Source organism: Aquabacterium sp. (genome assembly GCF_036279655.1).
In the GTDB taxonomy this organism is placed as follows: domain Bacteria; phylum Pseudomonadota; class Gammaproteobacteria; order Burkholderiales; family Burkholderiaceae_C; genus Aquabacterium.
Genome location: NZ_DASUIT010000060.1, coordinates 88,524 through 114,186, shown reverse-complemented (window position 1 = coordinate 114,186; position 25,663 = coordinate 88,524). Strand labels below are relative to the sequence as shown.

Annotated in this window: 20 protein-coding genes; 14 read left to right on the top strand and 6 right to left on the bottom strand. The window is 67.0% G+C overall.

Annotation, left to right across the window (positions count from 1 at the left end):
- Positions 1-119: 119 nt before the first annotated feature.
- Positions 120-1,769 (bottom strand): M48 family metalloprotease, encoded by a 1,650-nt coding sequence (locus tag VFW84_RS07305; protein WP_329679786.1) that lies wholly within the window; start codon positions 1,767-1,769, stop codon positions 120-122.
- Between the two features lie 121 nt (positions 1,770-1,890).
- Between VFW84_RS07305 and moaC the strand changes: the two genes are divergently transcribed.
- Positions 1,891-2,385 (top strand): cyclic pyranopterin monophosphate synthase MoaC, encoded by a 495-nt coding sequence (gene moaC / locus VFW84_RS07300; protein WP_329679785.1) that lies wholly within the window; start codon positions 1,891-1,893, stop codon positions 2,383-2,385.
- Here moaC and VFW84_RS07295 read toward each other — a convergent pair.
- Positions 2,367-4,187: a PglL family O-oligosaccharyltransferase gene (locus tag VFW84_RS07295; protein ID WP_329679784.1), complete on the bottom strand. Its 1,821-nt coding sequence runs from the start codon at positions 4,185-4,187 to the stop codon at positions 2,367-2,369. The genes moaC and VFW84_RS07295 overlap by 19 nt on opposite strands.
- 109 nt (positions 4,188-4,296) lie before the next feature.
- On the opposite strand from VFW84_RS07295, the gene VFW84_RS07290 reads away from it, so the two are divergent.
- From VFW84_RS07290 to pbpC, 3 genes are all read left to right on the top strand, one after another.
- Entirely contained in the window at positions 4,297-5,037 is a 741-nt protein-coding gene (locus VFW84_RS07290) for a helix-turn-helix domain-containing protein (protein ID WP_329679783.1), read from the top strand.
- Between the two features lie 124 nt (positions 5,038-5,161).
- Positions 5,162-11,140, top strand: coding sequence for an alpha-2-macroglobulin family protein (locus VFW84_RS07285; protein WP_329679782.1), 5,979 nt, complete (start codon positions 5,162-5,164; stop codon positions 11,138-11,140).
- Complete coding sequence (gene pbpC / locus VFW84_RS07280) at positions 11,137-13,362, top strand: penicillin-binding protein 1C (RefSeq protein WP_329679781.1); 2,226 nt, start codon at positions 11,137-11,139, stop codon at positions 13,360-13,362. The genes VFW84_RS07285 and pbpC overlap by 4 nt, the downstream gene beginning before the upstream one ends.
- On the opposite strand, the gene VFW84_RS07275 is transcribed toward pbpC, so the two are convergent.
- A complete protein-coding gene (locus tag VFW84_RS07275; RefSeq protein ID WP_329679780.1) occupies positions 13,314-14,192 on the bottom strand; it encodes an N-acetylmuramoyl-L-alanine amidase in 879 nt (292 codons plus the stop codon). The two genes, pbpC and VFW84_RS07275, sit on opposite strands and share 49 nt — an antisense overlap.
- Before the next feature lie 30 nt (positions 14,193-14,222).
- Positions 14,223-15,266: a toll/interleukin-1 receptor domain-containing protein gene (locus VFW84_RS07270; protein WP_329679779.1), complete on the bottom strand. Its 1,044-nt coding sequence runs from the start codon at positions 15,264-15,266 to the stop codon at positions 14,223-14,225.
- Positions 15,267-15,404: 138 nt separating this feature from the next.
- On the opposite strand from VFW84_RS07270, the gene VFW84_RS07265 reads away from it, so the two are divergent.
- The 4 genes from VFW84_RS07265 (at position 15,405) to hprK (ending at position 19,047) form a co-directional block, all read left to right on the top strand.
- Positions 15,405-16,643, top strand: a complete 1,239-nt coding sequence (locus VFW84_RS07265; protein ID WP_329679778.1) for an MFS transporter — start codon at positions 15,405-15,407, stop codon at positions 16,641-16,643.
- Between the two features lie 239 nt (positions 16,644-16,882).
- Positions 16,883-17,236, top strand: a complete 354-nt coding sequence (gene hpf, locus VFW84_RS07260; protein WP_329679777.1) for a ribosome hibernation-promoting factor, HPF/YfiA family — start codon at positions 16,883-16,885, stop codon at positions 17,234-17,236.
- A gap of 334 nt (positions 17,237-17,570) precedes the next feature.
- Positions 17,571-18,041, top strand: coding sequence for a PTS sugar transporter subunit IIA (locus VFW84_RS07255; protein WP_329679822.1), 471 nt, complete (start codon positions 17,571-17,573; stop codon positions 18,039-18,041).
- 61 nt (positions 18,042-18,102) lie between these two features.
- Complete coding sequence (hprK, locus tag VFW84_RS07250) at positions 18,103-19,047, top strand: HPr(Ser) kinase/phosphatase (RefSeq protein WP_329679821.1); 945 nt, start codon at positions 18,103-18,105, stop codon at positions 19,045-19,047.
- A gap of 14 nt (positions 19,048-19,061) precedes the next feature.
- Here the strand turns inward: hprK and fur are convergent, their stop codons facing one another.
- Positions 19,062-19,502 (bottom strand): ferric iron uptake transcriptional regulator, encoded by a 441-nt coding sequence (fur, locus tag VFW84_RS07245; protein ID WP_329679776.1) that lies wholly within the window; start codon positions 19,500-19,502, stop codon positions 19,062-19,064.
- Between the two features lie 127 nt (positions 19,503-19,629).
- Here fur and VFW84_RS07240 point away from each other — a divergent pair, with 127 nt between their 5' ends.
- The 6 genes from VFW84_RS07240 to VFW84_RS07215 all read left to right on the top strand — a co-directional run bounded on the left by VFW84_RS07240 (position 19,630) and on the right by VFW84_RS07215 (position 25,159).
- A complete protein-coding gene (locus VFW84_RS07240; RefSeq protein ID WP_414638923.1) occupies positions 19,630-20,214 on the top strand; it encodes an outer membrane protein assembly factor BamE in 585 nt (194 codons plus the stop codon).
- Between the two features lie 28 nt (positions 20,215-20,242).
- Positions 20,243-21,073: a 4-hydroxy-tetrahydrodipicolinate reductase gene (gene dapB, locus VFW84_RS07235; protein ID WP_329679774.1), complete on the top strand. Its 831-nt coding sequence runs from the start codon at positions 20,243-20,245 to the stop codon at positions 21,071-21,073.
- Positions 21,074-21,085: 12 nt separating this feature from the next.
- A complete protein-coding gene (locus VFW84_RS07230) occupies positions 21,086-21,733 on the top strand; it encodes a MotA/TolQ/ExbB proton channel family protein (protein WP_329679773.1) in 648 nt (215 codons plus the stop codon).
- A gap of 22 nt (positions 21,734-21,755) precedes the next feature.
- Positions 21,756-22,172 (top strand): biopolymer transporter ExbD, encoded by a 417-nt coding sequence (locus VFW84_RS07225; protein WP_329679772.1) that lies wholly within the window; start codon positions 21,756-21,758, stop codon positions 22,170-22,172.
- Between the two features lie 215 nt (positions 22,173-22,387).
- On the top strand, positions 22,388-23,542 hold the full coding sequence (locus VFW84_RS07220) for a hypothetical protein (protein ID WP_329679771.1): 1,155 nt from the start codon (positions 22,388-22,390) through the stop codon (positions 23,540-23,542).
- 102 nt (positions 23,543-23,644) lie between these two features.
- A complete protein-coding gene (locus VFW84_RS07215; RefSeq protein ID WP_329679770.1) occupies positions 23,645-25,159 on the top strand; it encodes an AMP nucleosidase in 1,515 nt (504 codons plus the stop codon).
- A 36-nt stretch (positions 25,160-25,195) separates the two neighbouring features.
- Here the strand turns inward: VFW84_RS07215 and VFW84_RS07210 are convergent, their stop codons facing one another.
- A complete protein-coding gene (locus tag VFW84_RS07210; RefSeq protein ID WP_329679769.1) occupies positions 25,196-25,516 on the bottom strand; it encodes a HigA family addiction module antitoxin in 321 nt (106 codons plus the stop codon).
- Positions 25,517-25,663: the final 147 nt, after the last annotated feature.

The following is a 25,663-nucleotide window of genomic DNA, read 5'->3' as shown; positions in this document are numbered from 1 at the left end:
GGCTCGGTGAGCATGCTGTGTTGTTGATGTGCTTATGATAATAAGAATCATTCGCATCAACAAGGCAAAAACATGATCTGCAACAAGGTTATCGGGGCGACGGAGGCGGCGGGATGCGCCTATTTCAGATCTTCGCTGGCGTCATCGCGTTGCGTCTGGCGCCAGCGGCGCGCCCGTGAATCCATCACGGTCAGCTCGATGAGGTCGGCCGAGCTGGTCTGCGCAAAGCGTTTGCGCGCGGCATCGATGCGGTCGATGCCGCCTTGCAGATCGCCCTGGGCGGCCGTGGCCTCGGCTTCGGCACGCACGGCGCGCAGCGGCTGGCCCAGGCGGCTCCACAGGCTGCTCAGCAGTGACCAGGCGGTGGCATCGTCCGGTTGCAGGCTGACCAGGGTCTGCAGGCGACCGGCGGCGTCTTGCCATTCCCGGCGGTTGTCTCGCGCGTCGGGCAGGCTCAGGGCGATGCGTGCGCGCAGGATGACTTCCGGGCGGGCGTCCAAGGACAGGGAGGACGCTGTGGGCAGCAGGCCGTCGCCCAGCAGGCTCTGCGCCTGCATCACGCGGCCGGTGGCCAGCAGAGCCTCCAGCTCGGCCAGGGCCAGCATGCGCCGGGCTTCGCGTGCCGGGCCGTCCTTGAGCGGGGCCAAGGTGGCACGCGCCTGTGACAGGGCGTCGTCGGCGTGGGCACGGTCCTTCAGTTGCGTGGCGGCGACCAGCCGGGTGTAGTGCTGCGCCAGGATGGCGGTGGGGCTGGCGCCAGGCGGCAGGCTGGGCGGCTTGATCCAGGGCTGCAGCGAAGCGCTGCGGGTGTCCATCAGCACGCGTGAACGTGCGGCCATCAAAGCGTGGCGCAGGGACAGCGCCTGCAGGGCCTCGCTGCGGCTGGCGGGGTCGATGGCCTGGATCTGCAGGCCGCTGCCCCCCATGCGGGCGCGTGCCTCGCCAATGCGCTCGGTGGTCAGTGGGTGGGTGCGCAGGTAGGGGTAGTTGTTATCGTCGTTGAGGCGAGAGGCCATCTGCAGCTGTTCGAACATCTGCATCATGCCGGCCGGCGCAAAACCGGCTTCACCCATCACGCCGAAGCCCACCCGGTCGGCTTCGCGTTCCATGTCGCGCGAGAAATTGAGCTGTCCTTGCGCGGCCAGGCCCTGTCCGCCCACGATCAGGGCCTGCGCCCCCTCGGGGTTGCGGCTCATGGCCAGGGCGCCCAGCACCATCGAGGCGATGCTGACCCAGGAGGTTTGCTTGGCCTGGCTCATCATGCGGGCGATGTGCCGCTGAGTGACGTGGCTGAGTTCGTGGGCCAGCACCGAGGCGAGCTCGTCCGGGCTGCGCGTCATGGACAGCAGGCCCAGGTGCACGCCGATGTAGCCCCCCGGCAGGGCAAAGGCATTGACCGAGCGGTCGCGGATCAGGAAGGGCGACCAGGCGTAGACGGTGTCCAGGTCTTCGCTGAGATCACCCCGCTGGCGGGCGCTGCTCAGCAGGGCGCTCCACAAGGCCTGCACGTACTCGCGTGCCAGCGGATCGTCGATGACATCGGGATCACGCAGGATGGAGCGCATGATGCGGTCGCCCAGGCGACGCTCGGCCGCGGGGCTGAGCGACTGGGAGTTGCTGTCGCCCAGAGCCGGCAGAGGGGCATCGACCAGGGTGCCGGCGGCGCTGATGCGGCCTTGGGCCTGCAGGCCCAGGGGCAGGGCGGTCAGGCCGATGCCCAGCAGCAGAGCCAGGGAGCGGAGCGGAGCAGTAACGGTGTGGGTCGCCATCGCGTGAGCTGAGTAGATGCAAGCTGGAGGCTGAACCGGCCATTTTGGTTCCACAATGGTCGCCCTGGTCACCCGAGCTTTACATCCCGCAACCTGCGGTCTCCTCCCGAAAGATCATCGCATGAGTGTGTTGACCCATTTTGACGAACAGGGCTTGGCCCACATGGTTGATGTGTCTGGCAAGCCCGCCACCATGCGGGTGGCCGTGGCCCAGGGGCGCATCGAGATGGCCCCCGAGACGCTGGCCATGATCTCCGAGGGGCGTGCAGGCAAGGGCGATGTCCTGGGCGTGGCGCGCATCGCGGCCATCCAGGGCGCCAAGCGCACGGCGGATCTGATCCCTCTGTGTCACCCCTTGCCCCTGTCGCGTGTGGCCGTCGAATTCGAGCTCGATGAGGCACAGCCCGCCGTGGTCTGCCGCGTCACGGCGCAGACCGTGGGCCCTACGGGGGTCGAGATGGAAGCGCTCACGGCCGTGCAGGTGGGCTTGCTCACCGTGTACGACATGTGCAAGGCCGCCGATCGCGGCATGACCATCACCGACGTCGGCCTGCTGGAAAAATCCGGCGGCCGCAGCGGCCACTGGCGTCGGGACGATCAGCGCGGCAGCACCTGACGCCAGGTGTAGCTGCGCGTGGGCGGATCGCACTGGAAGGGGCGATCCGGGCCGCTGGCCGGGGCGTCATCGCACACGGACAGGAACTCATCGCCCGTGTCTCGCCGGAACTCCTTGAGTCGCTGCACCACGTAGCGGGCCTTGTCGACCTCGCCATGTTCGGCCAGCGAGCGGGCATAGGCGATCATCAGGCGCGCGTCCACCAGGTTGTGCAGCGTGCGACGGAAGGCCTGCGGCGGCAGGCTGGGCTCGTCTTCATCGGGGCCGGTGGCATGGGCATAGTCGGCCTGATAGGCAAACCACACGGTGTGCTGGCCCGCGCTGATGCGCTCGCTCAAGGGGCCTGCCCAGGGACGGGGGGCGTAGATGTTCGCCGCCCATTGGTAGTCCACCGCGCACCAGACCGCGCCCAGGGCCATGGCCAGGCCTGCCGCTGCGGGCTGCCAGCCCTGGCCGGTGGGCGGCACCCCGTCGTCGGGCGTGGCACCGGCCGCCAGCGCACGTGTGCGCGCAGCCGCTGCCAGGCCCAGGCTAAAGGCAAAAGCGGCGGGCAGCAGGAAGTAGCTGTACCACAGCGGGTACTCCAGCAGGCTGTGCAGGGCGGCCAGACTCACCATGGTGGCGGTGACGGCCACCACGCCGTCGCGTTCCTGGTGATGCGGGTATTCGCTGCGCCACGGCCACCACAGGGCCAGCAGCCCCCAGGCACTCAAGCCGATGAGCACCACCGTCAAGGGCAGGCCCAGCTCCACCGCCCATTGCATGATCAGGTTGTGGGTGTGGTCGAAGAAGGCCACGGGCCGGGTGGGGAACTCGGTGAAGGTCCAGGCCAGGTTGAATTCACCCCAACCCACGCCGGTCCAGGGGTGGGCCTGGATCAACTCCCAGGTGTTGGCCCAGATCTTGAAGCGCGAGCTGGAGATGTCGCTGCCATCGTTGAGGCGGGCCTCGGCCGCAAAAGCGTGACCACTGCCCAGGTGGGCCCACCAGGCCATGCCCTGCCACCAGGCACCGTACACCAGCGGGGCGCCGATCAGCAGCCAGCGCAGGGGGCGTGGCAAGTGCTTGTCACGGATCCCCCAGAGGGTGAGCAGGAGCATGGCCACCATGCCCGTGCGTGAGGCCGACCACACGACCCCCCCGATGCACATGACGATGAGCAACATGGCGGCCTCGCGCGGCCAGCGGCCCCGTCGACCCAGCCAGGCCGCGCCGCAGGCGCACCAGATCAGCAAGGTGCTCAGGTGATTGGGCTGGCGCAGATTGCCCACGGCCCGCCCGACGACCGAGGGCTCGGCGATCAGGCGGCCATCACACCACTCGGGCAGAAAGACCTGCAGGATCGACAGCGCCACGCTGACGACCCCGGTCCAGGCCAGCCCCAGGGCAAAGAGGTCCATGAGTTCGGCCACGTCGATGCGGTGCGCGGCCCGCCAGGCGCTGTGCAGCACCCACCAGGCCGACAGGGCCAGCGTGGCGGCCATCAGGCCCAGGCCCAGCGGCAGGCCAGTGGCCCACACCGAACCCAGGGCCGATCCGGCCGTGAGCCACAGCACGGCCGAGATGGCCGTCAGCGCGCCACCATGCTGCGTGCGCTGGGCGGGCAGGTGTGCGCTCTGGCGCGCCAGCCAGGCCATCCACAGCCCCCAGCCGAACACCCCCAGCACCTGGTTGTAAAAGGTGATCGACGGCGGATCGTCCAGGGCCAGCAAGGTGGGTGCCAGGACGGCCATCAGGGCCAGGGGCAGGCCCTGGCGGGTGAGGTAGGATGCGGGAGCGAGGGCAGAGGCGCGCGAAGTCATGCCGCGCATTGTCGTGCATATGGGGCTATCCCGCCCCCAAGATCAAGGGGCAGGACTGTCCCTGATAGGCCCTGTCCTAAAGGCTCGGATCGTTACAGAATGCGTTCATATGACGACGACCGCTCCAACGACCTCTCCCAGCCGGGTGCGCAGCACCAAGGTGGCCGCAGCTGAAAGCGACACCCGCGACTGCATTGTGCGCGCTGCCCTGGCCCTGTTTGCCAAGCATGGCATCGACGGGGTGTCGCTGCGGCAGATCGTGACGGCGGCCGGCCAGTCCAACCCCTCGGCGGTGCACTACCACTTCCAGAGCAAGGACGGCCTGGTCACGGCCGTGTTCGAACACGTGGCAGCCTTGCTCAAACCTCTGCAGGACCAGGCGCTGGTCTCCATGACCGAGGCGCAGCAACAAGGGCGTTTGACCGTGCACGAAGTCGTGCGCCTGACCGCCATGCCCATGATCCTGACCTACACGTCGGGGCGCGACGGGCGTCAGGCCGTCCGTTTCCTGTCCCGCCTGACCTGGCAGCCGCATCACAGCGGCAATGGCATGCTGCTGGCGCATGCTTGGTCTCACATCAGCGAGATCAAGGTCATGCTCAGCCCCCTGGTGCCGCATCGCTCCGACGACGCCTTGCACTTCCTGGTGGTCATGTTCGTCAGCAATCTCATCCATGGCCTGGCCGACATCAGCCTGCTCGGACGCCACCCCTCTCTGGGCATGACCCGCCTCTACAGCGAGCGCGCTTTCGAGTTGATGGACTGGTATGTCGACTACGTGGCCGTGGGCCTGGTGGGCACGGTCCCGCAGGCGATGCATGAGCCTGTCGTGCGCAGCATCGCGGCCTGAGCATCCCTCCTTTTCATCCCTCCTTTTGGAGGTGCTGATTCGCCCCCCGCCTCCTCTACACTGACCGTCAGTGTCATAGAGAAACAGGCACGTCTGCCTGACGTGTCCTCAAGGGGATTCCACCATGAACAAGCGTGTGGCGCCATGGCGTGCCCTGGTCTGGGCCGGCCTGTGCCTGATGGCCGCCTCCGGGGCCTCTGCTGCAGGCGTGCGGGCCATCAGTCCGCAAGGTGCGGTGGGTCAGGCCCGCCAGGTCGTGGTGCAGTTCGATCAGGCCGTGGTGCCCCTGGGAGACCCACGCCAGGATGATCCCTACAGTGTCAACTGCCAGGGCGAGGTGCCCCGAGGGCAGGGGCGCTGGCTCAATGACCGCGTCTGGGCCTACGATTTCGAATCCGATCTGAGCCCTGGCGTGCGTTGCACCATTCGGCCTCGTGCGGGCTGGGCGCCACGCCTCACTGCCGCCGGGGCGCTGACGCGTGCGCCTCAGGCCACATTCCAGACCGGCGGGCCGGCCGTGGTCCGCCTGTGGCCTGAAGAGGGCGAGATCGAAGAACAGCAGCACTGGCTGCTGCAGCTCAGCGGTCCTGCCCTGCTGGACACGGTGACGCGCCAGGCCTATTGCCAGGTCGAGGGTGTGGGCGAGCGCCTGCCCGTGCGGGTGGTCACGGGGGCCGAGCGCAAGGCCGTCATCCAGGCGCAGGGCGTGCGTGCTCCCGATGCGAACCTGCTTTTGCTGACCTGTCAACGGCCTCTGCCCGCCGGCAGGTCCGCCAGCCTGGTCTGGGGCGAGGGCATTGCCGCACAGGCCTTGCCGACACTGCTCACCGAGCAGGCGCAGCGTTTTGATTTCGAGGTCCGGCGGGCCTTCCTGGTCGAGTTCAGTTGCGAGCGTGAGCGTGCCCAGGGCCCGTGTCTGCCCATCCGCCCCCTGACGGTGAATTTCTCCTCGCCCGTGCCCCGTGCACTGGCCGAGCAGGTGCGCATCGTGCCCGCCCAGGGCCCCGAGCTCAAGCCCCAGTTTGACAAGGACGATCGACGCGAGGAAGTGGATGCCTTGAGCTTCAAGCCGCCTTTGCCGGACAACGCAGCGCTGCGTGTTGTTCTGCCCCGGCAACTCAAGGATGCCAGTGGCCGCAGCCCGGCCAATGCCGGCACCTTCCCGCTGGCGGTGCGCACGGGGGGCACCCCCCCGCTGGCCAAGTTCGCCACCGCGCCGTTTGGCGTGATCGAGTTGCAGGCCGAGCCCGGGCAGCCGCCTGTGCTACCCCTCACGGTCCGTCATGTCGAGCGCGACCTGCGGGTGCAGGGCGTTCGCACCGGCCAGGCAGAGGCCCTGGCCGCGCGCACCAAGGTCCTGCAAGGTGATGCCGATATCCTGAACTGGATGGCCCGTGTGCGCCGCCACCACGAAACCAGCTTCAGCGCTGAGGAGCTGGGTCGGCCCCGGGCCGAGTGGCATGAGTGGCGGGTTGAGACCGATGAGCGCGGCAAGACGCACCGCTACGAGGTCGAACGCCGCATCGGCTCGCGTGAGCTGTCCCTGCTCAAGGATGACAAAGCGGCCCGCCGCCTGAGCGTGCCTGCCCCAGACAAGGACGATCCACGGCCTTTTGAAGTCATCGGCCTGCCCCTGCAGGGCCCGGGCTACCATGTGGTCGAGATCGAATCGCCCCGTCTGGGTGCCGCTCTGCTGGCGCGTCCTGCACCCATGTATGTGCGCACGGGGGTGCTCGTCACCAACCTCGGCGTGCACATCAAGCATGGTCGCGACAGCAGTGCCGTGTGGGTGACCTCGCTGGACAAGGCCCGACCGGTGGCCGCGGTCGATCTGCGGGTGCATGACTGCCATGGCACCTTGCTGTGGCAGGGGCGCACCGATGCCCAGGGCCTGGCGCGCATCGATCAGCCACTGGATGCCGGAGGCTACGATTGCCCCGTGGACCACGGTCTCTTCGTGACGGCGCGTCAACGCATCGCGCAAGGGCCTTACAAGGGCCAGCAGGACGTTGCGTTCGCCTTTTCGAGCTGGCAAAAAGGGGTGGAGCCCTGGCGCTTCCATGTGCCCACGGATTCACCACGCTATGACGGTGATCTGACCGGCGTGCGGCTGCACACGGTGACCGACCGCGCTTTGCTGCGCGCCGGTGAGACCGTGTCCATGAAGCACTTCATGCGCCTGGAGACGCGGCAAGGCCTGGCCCCCCTGCCCAAAGACCGCTGGCCCAGCCAGCTCAAGCTGGTGCACCAGGGCAGTGGCGACGAAGTCGTCCTGCCGCTGCAGTGGCGTGCCGGCGGTTCGGCCCTGTCCAGTTGGGCCATCCCGCGCGAGGCCAAGCTGGGGGTGTACGACATCCAACTGATCAGCCAGGGTTCACGGGGTGAACGCAGCACCACCAGCGGACGTTTCCGCGTGGAGGAGTTCCGTCTGCCCCTGATCCAGGCGCGCCTCAGCGGGCCGGGTGCGGCGCAGATCGCGCCGACCGAGCTGCCCTTGCAGGCGCAACTGAGCTTCCTCTCCGGCGGCGCCATGGCCCAGGCGCCAGGCCGTGTCAGTGCGGTCCTGCGCGAGCGCTGGCTGCAGTTCGCGCCTTACCCCGAGTTCAATTTCCAGCCGTCGCGCCAGACCCGCGCGCAGCCTGCCATGGAGGGGGACGAAGGCGAGGGCGCGGAGGATTCGGGCGATCGCTTGCTGGCCGATCGCCTGCCCCTGATCACGGACAAGGACGGCGCGGCACGGGTGCTCATTCCCCGTCTGCCGCCCACCCGGCGCGCCATGAGTGTGCGTGCCGAGCTCAGTTTCAATGACCCCAATGGCGAGGTGCAGACCGTGGGCACCGAGGTGCCGCTGTGGCCAGCGGAGGTCGTGGTGGGCCTCAAGGCGGGCAGTTGGGCCAGCAACCGTGGCACGGTCAAGTTCCAGGCGCTGGTGCTGGACACGCAGGGCAAGCCGCGCGCGGGCCAGAAGGTCAAGGTGCAGGCGCGGCTGAGTCAGGAGATCAGTGCGCGCAAGCGCATCGTCGGCGGGCTCTACAGCTACGACAACCGCACCGAGGTGAAAGACCTCGGCCAGGTCTGCAGTGGCCAGACCGACGCCCGCGGCCTGCTGCTGTGCGAGGCCGAGATCGATCAGGCGGGTGAAGTCGAGCTGATCGCGCAGGCCGCCGATGCCAAGGGCCGTGTCAGCGAGGCGGCCACCACCGTGTGGATCACGCGCCAGGGCGAGCTGTGGTTCTCGCAGGACGATGACGACCGCATGGACGTGCTGCCCGAGAAAAAGAGTTACGAGCCCGGCGAGGTCGCGCGCCTGCAGGTGCGCATGCCCTTTCGTGAGGCCACGGTGCTGGTGTCGGTCGAGCGCGAGGGCATCATCGACACCCGGGTCATGACGCTGGAAGGCGAGGATCCCACCATCGAATTGCCCATTCCCACCACCCGCAGTTGGGCCCCCAATGTCTTCGTCAGCGTGATGGCGGTGCGCGGGCGCGTGCATGAGGTGCCCTGGTATTCCTTCTTCACCTGGGGCTGGCGCACACCGCTGCAATGGTGGAAAGCCTTCCGCGGCGAAGGTCGCGACTTCCAGATGCCCACCGCCATGGTGGACCTCTCCAAGCCCGCGTTCAAGCTGGGCGTGGCGCAACTGCAGATCGGTCGTGCGCAGCATGAGCTGCGTGTCGAGGTGATCCCCGACAAGGCCCGCTATGGCATCCGCCAGACGGTGCGTGCCAAGGTGCGCGTGACTCACCAGGGCCGACCGGTGTCGGGTGAAATCGCCTTTGCTGCCGTCGATGAAGCGCTGCTGTCCCTGGCCGACAACGACTCCTGGCAACTGCTGGATGCCATGCTGCGCGAGCGCGCCTGGGCCGTTGAAACGGGCACAGCGCAAAACGAGATCGTGGGGCGGCGCCATTACGGACGCAAGGCCGTGGCCCCGGGGGGCGGTGGTGGCCACAGCGCCTCGCGCGAGCTGTTCGAGACCCTGCTGCTGTGGCAGGGGGCCGTCACGCTCGATGCGCGGGGTGAAGCGCTCATCCAGGTGCCGCTCAATGACTCGCTCACCAGCTTCCGCCTGGTGGCCGTGGCCCAGGGGCTGCCATCGCGCCAGGGCATCGACACCTTCGGCACCGGCCATGCCAGCATCCAGGTCACGCAGGACCTGCAAATGCTGTCGGGCCTGCCACCCCTGGTGCGCGAAGGCGACCAGTTCCAGGCCATCTTCACCTTGCGCAACACCACGGCCCAGCCCATGACGGTGCAGGCCGATCTGAAAGGCCTCGGCCGGGGCGAAGGCCTGCCCGATCAGGCCCTGACCCTGCCACCGCAGCGTGTGCAGGTGCCTGCGGGTGGTGCCCGCGAGATCCGCTGGTCCGTCACGGTGCCCGCGCAGATCACGGCCCTGCAGTGGCAGGCTTCGGCCCTCCAGGTGGGGGCCACGGCCGGGGTGCAGGGTGTGGATCGACTCACGCTGTCGCAGCGCGTGCAGAGCGCCGTGCCGGTTCGCGTCTGGGCCGCCACCTTGCGGCAGGTCGAGGGCACGGTCACGGTGCCCGTGGCCGCGCCGGCGGGCGCTCTCACCCAGGCCTCTGCCGAGGGCGTGCGCCCGCGTGGCGGCGTGCAGGTGGGCCTGCAGCCCCGCCTGACCGGGGCCTTGCCCGGCATCCGCCGTTATTTCGAGACCTATCCCTTCGTGTGCCTGGAGCAGAAGACCTCCAAGGCCGTCGGGCTGAAAGATGCGGCCATGTGGGAGCAGGTAGCGCGCGCCTTGCCCAGCTATCTGGACAGCGATGGCCTGGCCAGCTACTTCCCGCCCTCCGGTGGGTCGGCGCCGCAAGGCAGTGACCGGCTCACGGCCTATGTGCTGGCCGCGACACACGAGGCGGGCTTCGAGCTGCCCGGCGCTGCACGCGACACCATGCTGGCGGGCCTGAGTGACTTCGTGCAGGGGCGCGTCATGCGTGACAGCTGGAGCCCCCCGGGCCGCCCGCAGACGCTGGACCTCACGGTGCGCAAACTCGCCGCCATCGAGGCCCTCAGCCGCTACGGTCGCGCCGACGCCCGCATGCTGGAGCCTCTGATCCTGGCCCCTCAGACCTGGCCCACCGCGGCGGTGATCGACTGGTTCAACATCCTGCAGCGCCTGAACACCGTGCCGCAGCGCGACGCGCGCCTGCAGGAGGCCGAGCAGGTGCTGCGCGCCCGCCTGACCTACGCAGGCACGACCTTGAAGTTCTCGACCGAGGCCGATGACTTCTGGTGGTGGCTGATGGACAACGCCGACGCCAATGCCGCCAAACTCATCCTGGCGGTGATGGACCGCCCCGCTTGGAAGGACGAGCTGCCCCGCCTGGTGGTGGGCTCGCTGGGGCGTCAGCGGCAGGGCGCCTGGATGACCACGACCGCCAATCTGTGGGGCTCGCTCGCGCTCGACCGCTTCTCGCAGCGTTTTGAAAGCACGCCGGTGGCCGGCGTCACGCAGTCCAGCCTGGCCACGTCCGCCCTGCGTCATGCCTGGAGTGGGGCGCCGCAAGGCAGTGTGGGCCTGATGCCCTGGCCCGCCAGGCCCGTGGGGACCACCCTGCCCCTGCAAGTGCAGCAACAAGGCTCCGGCAAACCCTGGCTGACCGTGCAGACCCTGGCGGCCGTGCCCTTGAAGGCGCCCCTGTCGGCCGGCTACCGCGTTCAGCGCGAGCTCAAGGTGCTCGATGGCAACGCGCTCAAGGACCTGCCGGCCGGTGCCCTGCCGCGTGGCACGGTGTTGCGCGTGCGCCTGAGCATCGATGCCCAGTCCGACATGACCTGGGTCGCACTGAGCGATCCCATCCCGGCTGGCGCCACCGTGCTGGGCAGCGGCTTGGGCCGCGACTCCCAACTGGCCACGTCGGGTGAGCGGTCCGAGGGCTTCTGGCCGGTCTACATCGAGCGCAGCTTCGAGGCTTGGCGGGGTTACTTCGCCTGGCTGCCCAAGGGGCGGCATGTGGTTGAGTACACGGTGCGCCTCAACAACCCCGGGCGATTCCAGTTGCCACCCACGCGCATCGAGGCCATGTATGCCCCCGAGACCTTTGGTGAGTTGCCCAACCAGCCCGTGGAGGTGCAGCCTTGAGGCCATGGCGTGCCGTGTTCGTGGCGGGCGCCCTGTGGGCGTGTGCCTGGCCGGTGCGCGCGAATCTGCCCACCTTTGATGAGGTGCGTCGTGCGCACCGTCCCAGCGATCTGGTCCTGCTGGACCGCCAAGGCCTGCCCATGCAGACCGTGCGGGTCGACGAGCACGCGCGCCGCCTGCCCTGGGTGCCCTTGCAGAACATGTCGGCGTCCTTGCGCATGGCCATCGTGCTGTCCGAGGACCGGCGCTTCTGGGCCCACAGCGGTGTCGACTGGCGCGGCGTGGCCGCCAGCGCCTGGGGCAATCTCTGGAACGAGCGCACCCGGGGTGCCTCCACCGTGACCATGCAACTGGCCGGCCTGCTGGACGCCGATCATGCCCGACCTGCGGGTGGGCGCAGCGTTGTGGGCAAGATCGGGCAGGCCTGGAGCGCGCGCCAGATCGACGCCCGCTGGCGCAAGAGCGACATCCTGGAGGCCTACCTCAACCTGGTCCCGCTGCGAGGGGAACTGGTGGGCATCAACGCCCTGTCTCAGACCCTGTTCGGCAAGCACCCCTCGGCGCTGGACCTGCGTGAGTCGGCCATCACCGCCGCGCTGGTGCGGGGCCCCAATGCGTCTGCGGCCCAGGTGGCGCAGCGGGCCTGCCAGGTGTGGCAGACGATGCAAGGCGCCGCCTCCGCCTGCGATGGTCTGCGCCTGCTCACCGAGTCGGCACTGCAGCGTCGCGGTGGCATGCCCCTGGGTGAGCAACTGGCGCCGCACGCCGCCCGGCAGGTGATCGATGAGGCACGCCGCGCGGGCTGGGGGCGCACACGCGCCTGGCCGGCCCAGTGGCCCACCACGCTCGATGCCCGCGTGCAGCGCCTGGCCACGGCCGTGTTGCGCCAGCAACTGGTCGAGCTGCACGAGCGCCAGGTCGAAGACGGTGCTGTGATCGTGCTCGACAACGCCAGTGGCGAGGTGCTGGCCTGGGTCGGCTCGGCCGGTGCGTTGGCCTCGGCCCCCGAGGTCGATGGCGTGCTGGCGCGCCGCCAGGCGGGCTCGACCCTCAAGCCCTTCGTGTACGAGCTGGCCTTCGAGCGCCGTGTGCTGACACCCGCCAGCCTGCTGGACGATTCGCCGGTGCAACTGCCCACCGCATCGGGGGTGTACCGCCCCCAGAACTACGACCATCGCTTCAAGGGCTGGGTCAGCGTGCGTCAGGCCCTGGGCAGCAGCCTCAACATCCCGGCCGTGCGGGTGGGCGCCTTGCTGGGGCCGGAGGCCGTCGCCCAGCGCTTCAACGCCCTGGGTCTGGGCCTGCGAGAGCCCGGCAGCTTCTACGGGCCGGGGCTGGCGCTGGGCGGTGCCGAGGTCACCCTGCGCGATCTGAGCAATGCCTATCGCACCCTGGCGCGTGGCGGCGGGTGGTCACCGGTCCGGCTGAGCCGCAGCGGTCCGGACACGCGCCCCGTGTTCCGTCAGGTCTTGAGGCCCGAAGCGGCCTTTCTGGTCACCGACATCCTGGCCGACAACAATGCACGCGCATCGACCTTTGGCCTGGACAGCGTGCTGGCCACCAGGGGCTTTGCCGCCGTCAAGACCGGCACCAGCAAGGACATGCGCGACAACTGGTGCGTGGGTTTCACCGATCGTTTCACCGTGGGCGTCTGGGTGGGCAACGCCAGCGGCGAGCCCATGCACGAGGTCAGCGGGGTGTCGGGCGCCGCGCCGGTGTGGTCCCGTCTGGTCAGTGAGCTGCACCGGGCGCAGCCCTCGCGCGCGCCGGCAGCGCCCGCAGGCCTGGTGGCCCAGGCCATCGCGTTCCAGGGGTGGCCGACGCCGGAGCCAGCCCGACAGGAGTGGTTCATCGCAGGCACCCAGCAGGCACTGTGGCAGGTGCAGGCGACCCCGCCGGGGCGCGCCATCCTCAACCCTCAGGATGGGGCCATCTATGCGATCGATCCGGACATGCCGCCGCAGGTGCAGCGTGTGCTGTTCACCCGGTCGGAGCAGGCGCGTGGCCTGAGCTGGTGGTTGGACGGCCGACGCCTGTCACAGGCCGAGCGCCATGCCTGGCTGCCCTGGCCCGGACGGCACCAGCTGGAACTGCGCCGAGGGCCCCAGGTGGTGGACGCCGTGCATTTCGAGGTGCGCGGCGCGGGCGTGAAGGCCACGCCCGCCACGGGGCCTCAGCGGCGGCGTGCGGCTGCCTTCTTGGCCGCCGGGGTCGAGCGCTGAGACGCGGGCTGGATCTCCTGGATGTAGCTGTTGCTGACCCAGCCCTCCAGGTCCGTCTTGCCGATCACCTCGACGCGGCTCCAACGGTCCAGGGGCTCCAGCAGGATCAGCTCGGTCCCCTTCTTCAAGGGCGCGGCGACCGGCGTGGCCGCCGCATCGGGGGCCGATCGGATGTTCAGCGAGGTGGCCGTGACCACGAAGTGCGCCGGCTCATCCTGCGTGCGGCCCAGGGCGCGGCTCTGCACGCTGGCCAGGGGGAAGGCCGGGCCTGGGTCGGCCTTGCGACCACGGGCGATGTCCTCGTGACCCAGCACGTCCTCCAGGCCATAGCGTGCCACCAGCAACTCGGCCAACTCCAGCGCCCGCTCGATCTGGACCTCGGTGTAGGTGTGCCAGGGCTGGATGCCACCGCCATGCTTGTGCTCGGCCAGCAGCACCTCGTCATCGGGGTAGACCTTGCCGAACCAGGCCTGGTACTGGCTGCCCACCTTCTTGAGTTGCCCGGCGTTGTCCATCTCGATGCCGATGGAGTGGTTGTTCAGGCCGATCAGACCATTCCACTGGCTCACGCCCGCGTGCCAGGTCACGACATTGAAAGGGGCCAGTTGCACGATGCTGCCATCGCGCCCCAGCACGACGTGCGCCGAGGCATTGCCCGAAGGCTTTTGCGTGCACAGGGATTCGACCGAGCTGGCGGCCGAGCGGCCCGCCGTGTAGTGCATCACCAGGTACCGCGGCTTGAGCACCCCACCATGGTTGGGCGTGGCCCGGAAGGTGACCTGGTCGCCGACCAGTCGGTGTTTGTCATCAATGCGCAAGGAAGAGGTCATGGGAGTGTGTCAAAGGTGAGAGAAGAACATTCAAGGGCGTTGCAGGGCGATGGCGGTGGGGCTGCTCTTGCTGAAGTGCAGGCCGCCACTCATGCCTTGCTGATCTTCGCTGATCAGCAATTCCAGATCCCCTTTGTCGATCACGAAGCGGCCATCGCCGGTCTCCAGGGTCAGGAACAGCTCCATGGCCGATCCGTTGAGGGTGCCTTCCGCATGCAGGCGCAGGTCCGTGATCTGCTCATCGGGCCGGGGCAGTGCCCATGCCGCGATGCGCTGTGCCAGCGGGTCGGTGGCAATCAGCAGGCGCGGCGTTGACATCGAGACACGCGGGCCCTTCTGCGTGACGGTGAAGGGCAGCTTGCTGCCGTCGCCCAGGGTGGCCACCCAGTCGCCGCTCAGGCTCGGCTGCCCTGCCGCCGTGGGGGCCAGCGCCTGGTCGAGTGGCATGTCGCGCTGCGCCAGGACCTGCTCGGCCGTGGGGCTGGCGCCAGGGGTGACGTCCCGGCTCAGGACCATCAGCACGCCCAGCAGCGAGAACGATGCCAGCACCAGCCCGGCCAGGGGCCAGGCATGGCTGCTGGCGTGGCGGTGTGGATCGCCGCCCAGGGGGCGCGTGAGCCCGGTGGATTGCAGTTCGGTGCACAGCCGCTCCAGATCCTCGCTCCAGTGCGAGCTGTGCAGATGCAGGGGCTGGCACTCGGTGAAGGGGCGCAGGCTCAAGGGCAGATGGGCTGCATCGGGCATCAGCACCTGATCGGTCAGCAAGGGGATGAGGGTGGCGCGTGTCAGCAGCGCGCTTTCAAGCTCCCGGCGCACGGGATCGTCGGGATCCTCCATGCAGACCTGGCCGCTGGACGATCGGGCCCCAAACAGATCGGGCGTGAGCACCACCAGCACGATGGGCTGACGCCCCAGCGCATGGAGGAGTTCGTCGTGCCAGGAGTGCGCGTCCCAGGGTTCACGCGGGTGGTGAGCGACCTGCTCGGTGCCGAAGCGCTGGATCAGCGCCTGCGCCAGCCGATCAGCGACCTTGCGGCCATCCGTGCCTCGGTAGCTGATGAATAGGCGCTTCATAGGGGGCTCCCGCCCAGGGCTCCGCAGGTTGACTGGTCATTTCACAATGTAGGCACAGCGTTGCAGTCTTGGCGAGACCTTGAACTAGGGATGGCCTGCGGTCTCATATGGGTTCAGGCATGCGGGCATACTGGTCGGATGCACCCCACCACGCTTTCGCCGGGCCAGGAGCGATTGCTGCTGTGGACCCTGGCCGCTGTCCAGTTCACCCACATCGTCGACTTCATGGTCATGATGCCCCTGGGGCCGCAACTGACCACCCTGTTCCATCTCAGCGATGCCCAGTTCGGGACGCTCGTGTCGGCCTACTCCCTGGCAGCTGGTGCCTCGGGGTTGATCGCCTCGGTGATGATCGATCGCTTTGACCGTCTTCGGGCGCTGCTGGTGCTCTACGCCGGTTTCACCCTGGCCACGCTGGCCTGTGGTCTGGCCCCCACCTTTGGCACCCTGATGGCCGCGCGCATCGCCGCGGGCGTGTTTGGCGGGGTGCTGGGCGCCCTGGTGCAGACCATCGTGGGGGATGTGATCCCCTTCGAGCGGCGCGGCCAGGCCATGGGCGTGGTGATGTCCGCGTTCTCCATTTCCACGGTGGCTGGCGTGCCCCTGTCGCTGTGGCTGGCCAGTCGCTGGGGCTGGCACATGCCGTTTTTCAGCATCGCCGCCGTATCGGCCGTGCTGTGGCTGGCGGTCTGGCGCACGGTGCCGGGCATGTCGGGACATCTGGCCGGGCAGGCTGGTCAAGGGCCATGGCAGCGCCTGCGGGCCGTGGTGGCCGAACCCAATCACTGGCGTGCCTTCGGTCTGTCGTCCCTGATGGTGCTGGGCAGTTTTTCCATCATTCCCTACATCACCATCTTCACCACCACCAATGTCGGCCTGAGGCAGGACCAGGTACCCTGGATCTACCTGGCGGGGGGTGTGGCCACCTTGTTCACCGCGCGTCTGTGGGGGCGTCTGGCCGATCGCTGGGGCAAGGTCCTCATGTTCCGGCTGCTGTCCTTGGTCGCCGTGCTGCCCATGCTGGCCCTGACCCATCTGGGGCCCGTGCCCATGGGGGTGTTGCTGCTGGTGACCACGGGCTTCTTTGTGTTCGTGTCAGGGCGCATGGTGCCGGGCATGGCCTTGCTTACCGCGGCCTCCGTGGCCGAGCTGAGGGGGGGCTTCATGAGTGTCAACAGCGCCCTGCAATCGGCCACCATGGGTGTGGCCGCCTGGATCGGCGGGGTGCTGGTGTCGCGCTCGCCCAGCGGGCAGGTGCTGGGTTACGAGCGCTGCGGCTGGCTGGCCTTGGCCACAACCCTGATCATGGTGTGGTGGGTCGGTCGGCTGCGGGTGCACACAGGCCCCATGAGTGTGACCGCGCCAGCGCCAAGATGAGGGCTGTTCGGGCCGGTTTCAAGCAGAAATCGGCTTTTGTTAACGAAGCTCAAGTGATCGAAAAATAGATCCATGAAAACACCCGTGTCATGCCCTTGTCATCCACCTGAAAGAGGGGCAAACTGGTCTTCCGGTTGACAGTTTTGCAGGCCCAGCGCCAAGGCGCCATGACTTGGAACTTTGAGCCAAGCGAGCGGTCCATCGGGTGTTTCAACTCTCTGCCCTCGAAAGGAGGCGGTATGAATCTGACGATCAGTGGCCACCATCTGGAAGTTACCCCGGCTCTGCGTGAGTATGTGCTCACCAAGCTAGATCGTGTTACCCGACACTTTGACCAAGTGGTGGACGTGACGGTTCTGCTCAGCGTTGAAAAGCAAAAGGAAAAGGATCGTCGTCAGAAGGCTGAAGTCAACTTGCACGTCAAGGGCAAGGACATTTTTGTGGAGAACTCGCACGAAGACCTCTATGCCGCGATCGATCAACTCATGGACAGGCTCGACCGCCAGGTCTGCCGCCACAAGGATCGCGTTCAGGATCACCATCACTCATCGCTCAAGCGTCAGGGAGATGTCAACTGGGATGTCAATGCATAAGATGATGTCGCACGAACGTACTGACCTATGCTTGGTGTGACCTGATGCAGGGTCGCCCGCGCAGCGAGGCACCAAGTTAACGGCCCTTAGGGGCCGTTTTTCATGCCTTGGTGTTTTGTCATCAAGGCACACTGGTTTTGCGTTGTGGTCTTGTGCACGTTTTTCTGGAATTGCAGATCCTCCTGCTTGCTGCAGTGCAGCAAAAGGTGCAGAATCCCTCAACCCGGTGGTGTTCAGGCACTGTTTGTGGACGTCACGGGTTCCTATAATCCGCCGCTCAGCCATCCAGGAAGTGGGGGACAAGGTGTTCCACCGTCGCCCCCTCTGTTACATGATGAACAGACTTTCCGCCATCCTGCCCGTCGGCCAAGTGCTGGTGGATGTGGATGCCAGCAGCAAGAAGCGCGTCTTCGAACACGCTGGTCTCCTGTTCGAGAATCATCATTCCATCGCGCGCGCCACCGTCACCGACAACCTGTTCGCTCGTGAGCGACTGGGCTCGACCGGGCTGGGCCACGGCGTGGCGATTCCTCATGGCCGCATCAAGGGCCTCAAGAACCCGCTGGCAGCCGTCATCCGTCTGAGCCAGCCCATCCCCTTCGATGCCCCGGATGACGAACCCGTCAACCTGCTGATCTTCCTGCTGGTGCCGGAAGCCGCCACCCAGCGTCACCTGGAAATCCTCTCCGAGATCGCCGAATTGCTGTCCGACCGCGAGTTGCGTGAACGCCTCAAGACGGAAACCGACGCGGTCAAGGTGCATGAGATGATCGAGCGCTGGCAACCGCTGAAGTCGGTGGCCTGATGCCCTCCCACTTCCATCGACAGGTCAAACCGAGCCTTCTGTGAGCGTCCAAGATCTCGCCATCATCAGTGCCGAAGTCCTGTTCGAGGCCAATCGCCAGGCCTTGCGCTGGGAGTGGATCGCAGGCCATGCCCACCCCGAGCGCCGTTTTGACGAAGAGGCGGTGCAGACCGCCCAGTCCGCCGCCGATCTGGTGGGCTACCTCAATTACATCCACCCCTACCGGGTGCAGATCGTGGGCCGCCGTGAATCGGCCTACTTCGACAGCTCCAACGCCGAAGACCAGGAGCGTCGCATCCAGCGCATCGTGACGCTGGAGCCGCCCGTGGTGGTGGTGGCCGACGACCAGACCCCCTCCGATCGCCTGGTGGCCATGTGTGGCCGGGCCGGCATCCCCCTGTTTGTCACGGCTGAGCCGGCCGGTCACGTCATTGACGTGCTGCGCAGCTACCTGACCCAGCATTTCGCCGAGCGGATCACCCGCCATGGCGTCTTCATGGACATCCTGGGCCTGGGCGTGCTGCTGACAGGTGAGTCCGGCCTGGGCAAGAGCGAACTGGGGCTGGAGCTGATCTCGCGCGGCCACGGCCTGGTGGCCGACGATGCCGTGGATCTCTACCGTGTCTCGCGCAGTGCCATCGAAGGCCGTTGCCCCGAGCTGTTGCGCAATCTGCTGGAAGTGCGCGGCATTGGTCTGCTGGACATCAAGGCCATCTTTGGTGAAACAGCGGTGCGCCGCAAGATGCGCCTCAAGCTGATCGTGCACCTGGTCCGCAAGGAAACCATGGAGCGCGAGTTCGAGCGCCTGCCCTACGAGCCTCTGTTCGAAGAGGTCATGGGTGTGCAGGTGCGCAAGGTCGTCATCGCCGTGGACGCCGGCCGCAACCTGGCCGTGCTGGTCGAGGCTGCCGTGCGCAACACCGTGCTGCAACTGCGTGGCATCGACACCTACAAGGAATTCATCGACCGCCATCAGCGCGCCATGGAGCGCGGTGTGCTCGACTGAGCTGGCGGCTTGCCTCAGCGGCCGTGGCCGTGGTGGGCCTTCTGGCACTCCGGCTGATTGCACACCACGTACAGCGACAAGGCGTGGTCCTGCAGGGTGTAGCCCCGCTCCTCGGCAATGGCCGCCTGACGACGCTCGATTTCCGGGTCGTAGAACTCCTCGACCTTGCCGCACACCACACAGACCAGGTGGTCGTGGTGCTTGCCCTCGTTGAGCTCGAACACGGCCTTGCCGGCTTCGAAATGGTTGCGGCTGAGGATGCCGGCCTGCTCGAACTGCATCAACACCCGGTAGACCGTGGCCAGGCCGATGTCCGAGCCCTCGGCCAGCAGGACCTTGTAGACATCTTCGGCCGTCATGTGGCGCTGCTGTGCCTGCTGGAACACATCCAGGATCTTGATGCGGGGCAGGGTGGCCTTGAGGCCACTGTTCTTGATTTCGTCGGCGTGGTTCATGGCGGTCTTTCTCGGGTCGAGCAGGGTGTCAAGGCCCCGCTAGAATGGCTGATGATATCGGGATGACCGCGGACGTGCACCGCCTGGGGTCTTCGCCACCATTTTTTGTCTGAAAGGACGCCGTCCTGTGTTGTTGACCACACTCCCTTCACGAGCTGCGCGCCGTGCAACGCCCTCCTTGGGCCTGCTGCTGGTGGCCGGCCTGCTGCCGCTGTGGCTGACGGGCTGCAGTTCGCTGCGCGATTCGACCCTGAGCAGCCCCGAGACCATGTTCGGTCTGCTCAAGCCCTACCGCATGGAAGTCGTGCAGGGCAATGTGGTCACGCAGGAAGTCATGGCCCAGATCCAGCCAGGTCTGGGTCGCACCCAGGTGCGCGACATCCTGGGCACGCCCCTGCTGGCCGATGTCTTCCACGACAACCGCTGGGATTACGTCTTCACCATCGCCCGCCAGGGCGTCACACCTCAGCAGCGCCGTGTCACCGTGTTCTTCAAGAACAATGTGGTCGAGCGTTTCGAGTCCGACACCCTGCCCACCGAGCGCGAGTTCGTGGCCTCGATCTCCCGCCCGCAAGAACTCAAAGCGGCCCCGCCCGATCTGACCGAAGCGCAGGTTGCGGCCTTGCCGGTGCCCCCCAAGGTCGACAACAAGCCCAAGGTGCCGCAAGGCGCCGTCCGCGACTACCCCCCGCTTGAATCTGGCCGCCGCTGAGCCGGTCTCCCGTCTTGCTGACCCACCCATGAGCTCCAACTCCACCGTGAACGACACCTCCTACCGCGTGGGCATCGCCGGCGCCAGCGGCCGCATGGGCCGCATGCTCGTCGAGGCCGTGCTGGCCGCCCCTGACTGCACCCTGGCCGGTGCACTGGACATCCCTGGCAGCCCGGCCCTGGGCTCTGATGCCGTGGCCTTTCTGGGCCAGCGCAGCGGGGTGCTGATCGCCGACGATCTGGGGCAGGGCCTGGCCCAGTCGCAGTTCCTGATCGACTTCACCCGTCCTGAAGGCACCATGGCCCACCTGCGCCATTGCCGTGAGAACGGCATCAAGCTGGTCATTGGCACCACCGGGTTCACCAGCGAGCAGAAGGCCGAGATCGAAGACGCCGCCCGCGACATCGCCATCGTCATGGCCCCCAACATGGCCGTGGGTGTCAATGTGGTGCTGAACCTGTTGCGTCAGGCCGCCAAGGCCCTCAACACGGGCTATGACATCGAGATCATCGAGGCCCACCACCGCCACAAGGTCGATGCCCCCAGCGGCACCGCCCTGAAGATGGGTGAAGTGGTGGCCGAGGCCCTGGGCCGTGACCTGCAGGACTGCGCGGTCTATGGCCGCGAAGGCGTGACCGGCGAGCGTGACCCCAGCACCATCGGCTTTGCCACGGTGCGCGGTGGTGACATCGTGGGCGACCACACCGTGCTGTTTGCCGGCATCGGCGAGCGCATCGAGATCACCCACAAATCCTCCAGCCGCGCCACCTATGCCCAGGGCAGCTTGCGGGCCGTGCGCTTCCTGGCGCATCAGCCCCACGGGCTCTTCGGCATGGATGACGTGCTGGGCCTGAAGTAAGACGGCGCCCCAATGGACGGTTTGCAACACCTGTGGGAGCAGGGCGACGCGGTGTCCCTGGCAGTGGCCGCCATGCTGCTGCTGATGTCCGTGTCCGCCTGGGTCGTGATCGTCTGGAAGGCCCTGGTGCTGGGCCGTGCACGGCGGGATCTGGCGCAAGGCATGGCCAGCTTCTGGCGTGCCACGGACGTGGACACCGCTCAGCAGCAACTGGCCGCGATGGACCGCGAGCGCGTGCTGCTGCCCCTGGTCGAGGCTGCACGCCAGTCCGTGGTTGCGGGTTCGCTCGAAGCTCGGGCCGAACCCCAGGCTCAGCTCACCCGACGTCTGCGTGACAGCCTGCACGAGGTGCTGGCCCGCCTGCAGGCCGGGCAGGTGCTGCTGGCCTCGGTGGGCGCCGTGTCCCCCTTTGTCGGGCTGTTTGGCACCGTCTGGGGCATTTACCACGCCATGATGGCCATCAGCACCGAAGGCTCGGTCAGCCTGGACAAGGTTGCCGGCCCGGTGGGCGAGGCCCTGATCATGACCGCAGCCGGCCTGGCCGTGGCCATTCCTGCCGTGCTGGCCTACAACATCTTCGGCAAGCTGGTGTCGGCCTGCGAGGCCGATCTGGAAGGGTTCGCGCATGACCTGCGCGAGACCCTGCTGGCGAGCGCCTGAGCGCCCCCTGGAGATCAGCGACATGGCCTTCGGACGTCTGGAGCGCACCCAGGGCTCGTCGCCCATGAGCGAGATCAACATGACGCCGCTCATCGACGTCATGCTCGTGCTGCTGGTGATCTTCATGCTCACCGCGCCTTTGATGACGTCCAGCCTCAAGCTGGACCTGCCCAAGACCGAGGGCACCCAACCTCAGGATCCCAACCCCCAGGCCCTCAAGCTCACGCTGACGGCGTCTGGCGAGCTGCGCTGGAACGAGGAGGTCATGGCCTTCGAGGAACTGCGCACGCGTCTGGAGCCGCTCAAGGGCGGCAAGACCGAGGTGCATCTCAAGGCGGATCGGGCCGTGCCTTATGGGCGTGTGGCCGAGGTGCTGGGGATGCTGCAGGCGGCGGGGCTGCATCGCATTGCCTTCATGGCCGATCCTCAGCAGCCCTGAGTCACGCTCCCCCGCCCCTTCACACAGATGAAGAGGCGGGGACACGGATGCACACAAGCTCGACCTGCGACTGTAGTATGGTTGCCGTGCTGAGATTAACGGTCCTCGTTTGAGTCCCGGCTTCGCGACGGCTGACGGACCGTGAGACAGCGGTCCTGCTATTTCAGCGCAAACCAGCACATTTGTCACCAGTCACAGGGATGAGGGGGTGGGCCATGGCCGCAATTCGGCAAGAGGTCACGCAATTTTCCGATCTGATCGGCGAGCTCTATGAGTCCGTCCTGGATCCGGTGCGTCTGCGAGGGGCCATCCGGCAGGTCACGGCCTGGCTGGGCGTGGATTCGTCCTACTTCATTGGCTGGGACCGTTCCTGTGTTGAGCCTCGCATGGCTGTGGTCAATGAACAAGGCGGCATGGATGCGGTGGATCCGGAGTATCTGAACCACTACAAGCAGCTGGATCCTCGCTGGTCCTTGATGAGCGGCGCTCCGATGGGGCAGGTCATGACCTGTGCGCAGTACTTCGATGATCGCTTCGTGAGCCGCAACGAGTTCTTTCAGAAGTTCCTCCTGCCACGCGGGCGTCGGCACACCATGGTGGCCCACCTGTATCGCAACGAGCGCTTCAACTTCTATGCCACGTTCTATCACGCGGTCGGGCGCGAGAGCTTCTCGGCAGACCAGGTCGAACGTGCGCAATCTCTGGTGCCGCACCTGCAACGGGTGGCGCGCTTGCTGGTCCAGCATGAAGGGGCGGGCGTGCTGGCCGAGCTGGGCGAGGGCGGGCTCAATGCCCTGGACCAGGGCGTATTTGCACTGGACGCCCGGGGCGAGATCCTGTTTGCCAATCAGCGTGCCCGGGCGCTCCAGCGTGAAGGGCGCTGGCTGGTGTCCCATGGCCTGCGGGTGCGGCCGGCGGTGGGTGCGCCGGCGGCGCTGGACGACGTCGTGACCCGTGTCATCGCGACCGGCGTGCCCGATGGATTGGTGCTCCGACGCGCAGACAGCACGGCTTCTCCCTGGTGCGGCGTGACCGTGCTGCGCTTGCCCGCCGGGTGTGATCAACACCTGACGGCCTTGTATCCACGGGCCTGCGCACTGGTGCTGGTGAACGTGCCCAATGCGCAGCGCTGTGTCACGGCCACCCAGTTGATGCAGATGTTCGGGCTCACTCAGGCCGAGGCGCGCCTGGCCCAGGCGCTCACACGCGGCCAGTCGGTGGATGTGTATGCCCAGGAGCAGGGCGTGTCCCTGCCCACCGTGCGCTCGCAGGTGCGCTCGGTGCTCCACAAGACCGAGGCCGGTCGGCAGCAGGACCTGGTGCGCATGCTGGCCAGCCTGCCCTCGGCTCGCCCGCCTGTCGGTGTTTGACCACATCTTGCGACAGGCATCACGAGGCGGGGCATGGGCATGAAGTCCTGAGCGGCGATGCGGTGGACAATGAAGCATCGCTTCGCATCGGGAAAGCTCTGGATGAATGCAGGTTTCACGGAGGCGCCCAAGAGCCCCTCCCAACGGTTTGACAACGCCCAGGCGGCCTGTGAGCAGGTCCTGGCCCTCTACAACGCCCAGGTGGCCTATCTGCGAGACGCGCTCAAGCGCTTCGTCAATGGCGAGGTCTTCAGTGGACCGGTGCGAGCCAAATACCCCTTTGTGCGTGTGGTCACCGACACCGTGGCGCGGGCCGACTCCCGCCTGGCCTACGGTTTCGTGGCGGGCCCGGGCATCTATGAAACCACCCTGACACGCCCGGATCTGTTTGCCGACTACTACCGCGAACAGTTCGAGTTGCTGCTGGTCAACCACGGCGTGAACCTGGAGGTGGGCCTGAGCGCCGAGCCCATCCCACTGCACTTCTCGCTGGCCGACAACGAGCACATCGAAGGGCACCTCACGCCCGAGCGTCGTGCCCTGCTGCCTGATCTCTTCGATCTGCCGGATCTGGCCTCGATGGACGATGGCATCGCCAACGGCACCCACACCGCCGTGGGCGGAGCGGCCCGCCCGCTGTCCCTGTTCACGGCCCCTCGGGTGGACTACTCACTGCACCGGCTGCGTCATTACACCGGCACCTCGCCCGAACATTTCCAGAACTTCGTGCTCTTCACGAACTACCAGTTTTACATCGATCAGTTCGTGCAACTGTCGCAAGAGCTGATGCAGCGCGCGCCCGATCCCGCGCAGCCCCGGGATGACGATGACTACATCGCTTTCGTGGAGCCGGGCAATGTCCTGACCCGCCGTGTCGGTCTGCCCGCCGAAGTGGGCGACGAGCTCGGTGCTGCCCTGGCACGCCTGCCGCAGATGCCCGCCTATCACCTGATCCGCCGCGACCGCAGCGGCATCACCATGGTCAACATCGGGGTGGGGCCCTCGAACGCCAAGACCATCACCGACCACATCGCCGTCTTGCGCCCGCTGGCCTGGATCATGCTGGGCCACTGCGCGGGCCTGCGCAACTCGCAGCAACTGGGTGATTACGTGCTGGCCCACGGCTATGTGCGCGAGGACCACGTGCTCGACGAAGACCTGCCCCTGTGGGTGCCCATTCCGCCGCTGGCGGAAATCCAGCTGGCGCTGGAAGGGGCGGTGGCCGATGTGACCCAGCTGCAAGGCTATGAACTCAAGCGCATCATGCGCACGGGCACGGTGGCCTCGACCGACAACCGCAACTGGGAGTTGATGCCGCACCGCGAGCCCGAGCGACGCTTCAGCCAGAGCCGTGCGGTGGCGCTGGACATGGAAAGCGCGACGATCGCGGCCAATGGCTTCCGGTTCAGAGTGCCCTACGGCACCTTGCTGTGCGTGAGCGACAAGCCCCTGCACGGTGAGATCAAATTGCCCGGGATGGCCAACCAGTTCTACCGTGAGCGGGTGGATCAGCATCTGCGCATCGGGCTGCGGGCCATCGAGCGCCTGCGCAGCAACCGTGCGGAGCAACTGCACAGCCGCAAGCTGCGCAGCTTTGCCGAAGTGGCGTTCCAGTGAGCCGTGTGGGCCTTGGAACGCCTTCCGGCGCCGGGATCAGGCCGCGATGGCCGCGTCCTTGATCTCGACCAGGGCGGGTTGCACCTCGCGGGCGATCTGCTCGCCAGCCTGGGCCTGGGCCACGCCCAGGTCATAGGCCGTCTGCAGGTCCATCCAGTACTGGGCGGTGGTGCGGAAGAAGCGCGCCAGGCGCAGGGCCGAATCCGGGCTGATGCCGCGGCGTTCGCGCACGATGTCGTTCACGCGCGGAGCGGGCACATGCAGGCGAATCGCCAGCGCACTGGCCGACAGGCTGTAGCGCTCCATGAACTGGGTGCGGAGGATTTCACCGGGGTGAACAGGGGCTTTGGTGCTCATGGTGGGACTACACGGTAATGGTGGATCGTTTGATGCTATACCGGCATCACGGAAAAGAATGTCTTATTACAGACAATTGTATTAAAGCTACGCGCGTTTTCACAAAGCAAGTGATCCCTCTATAGAGGGGATTGATGGCGGCCCATG

Bases quoted from the DNA above. Each gene is read 5' to 3' on its own strand.
- VFW84_RS07305 (WP_329679786.1), bottom strand. From the start codon at position 1,769: ATGGCGACCCACACCGTTACTGCTCCGCTCCGCTCCCTGGCTCTGCTG.
- VFW84_RS07275 (WP_329679780.1), bottom strand. From the start codon at position 14,192: ATGACCTCTTCCTTGCGCATTGATGACAAACACCGACTGGTCGGCGAC.
- VFW84_RS07230 (WP_329679773.1), top strand. From the start codon at position 21,086: ATGGACGGTTTGCAACACCTGTGGGAGCAGGGCGACGCGGTGTCCCTG.
- VFW84_RS07220 (WP_329679771.1), top strand. From the start codon at position 22,388: ATGGCCGCAATTCGGCAAGAGGTCACGCAATTTTCCGATCTGATCGGC.
- VFW84_RS07295 (WP_329679784.1), bottom strand. From the start codon at position 4,187: ATGACTTCGCGCGCCTCTGCCCTCGCTCCCGCATCCTACCTCACCCGC.
- VFW84_RS07290 (WP_329679783.1), top strand. From the start codon at position 4,297: ATGACGACGACCGCTCCAACGACCTCTCCCAGCCGGGTGCGCAGCACC.
- VFW84_RS07265 (WP_329679778.1), top strand. From the start codon at position 15,405: ATGCACCCCACCACGCTTTCGCCGGGCCAGGAGCGATTGCTGCTGTGG.
- VFW84_RS07225 (WP_329679772.1), top strand. From the start codon at position 21,756: ATGGCCTTCGGACGTCTGGAGCGCACCCAGGGCTCGTCGCCCATGAGC.
- hpf (WP_329679777.1), top strand. From the start codon at position 16,883: ATGAATCTGACGATCAGTGGCCACCATCTGGAAGTTACCCCGGCTCTG.
- VFW84_RS07255 (WP_329679822.1), top strand. From the start codon at position 17,571: ATGAACAGACTTTCCGCCATCCTGCCCGTCGGCCAAGTGCTGGTGGAT.
- moaC (WP_329679785.1), top strand. From the start codon at position 1,891: ATGAGTGTGTTGACCCATTTTGACGAACAGGGCTTGGCCCACATGGTT.
- VFW84_RS07270 (WP_329679779.1), bottom strand. From the start codon at position 15,266: ATGAAGCGCCTATTCATCAGCTACCGAGGCACGGATGGCCGCAAGGTC.
- VFW84_RS07210 (WP_329679769.1), bottom strand. From the start codon at position 25,516: ATGAGCACCAAAGCCCCTGTTCACCCCGGTGAAATCCTCCGCACCCAG.
- dapB (WP_329679774.1), top strand. From the start codon at position 20,243: ATGAGCTCCAACTCCACCGTGAACGACACCTCCTACCGCGTGGGCATC.
- VFW84_RS07285 (WP_329679782.1), top strand. From the start codon at position 5,162: ATGAACAAGCGTGTGGCGCCATGGCGTGCCCTGGTCTGGGCCGGCCTG.
- fur (WP_329679776.1), bottom strand. From the start codon at position 19,502: ATGAACCACGCCGACGAAATCAAGAACAGTGGCCTCAAGGCCACCCTG.
- VFW84_RS07215 (WP_329679770.1), top strand. From the start codon at position 23,645: ATGAATGCAGGTTTCACGGAGGCGCCCAAGAGCCCCTCCCAACGGTTT.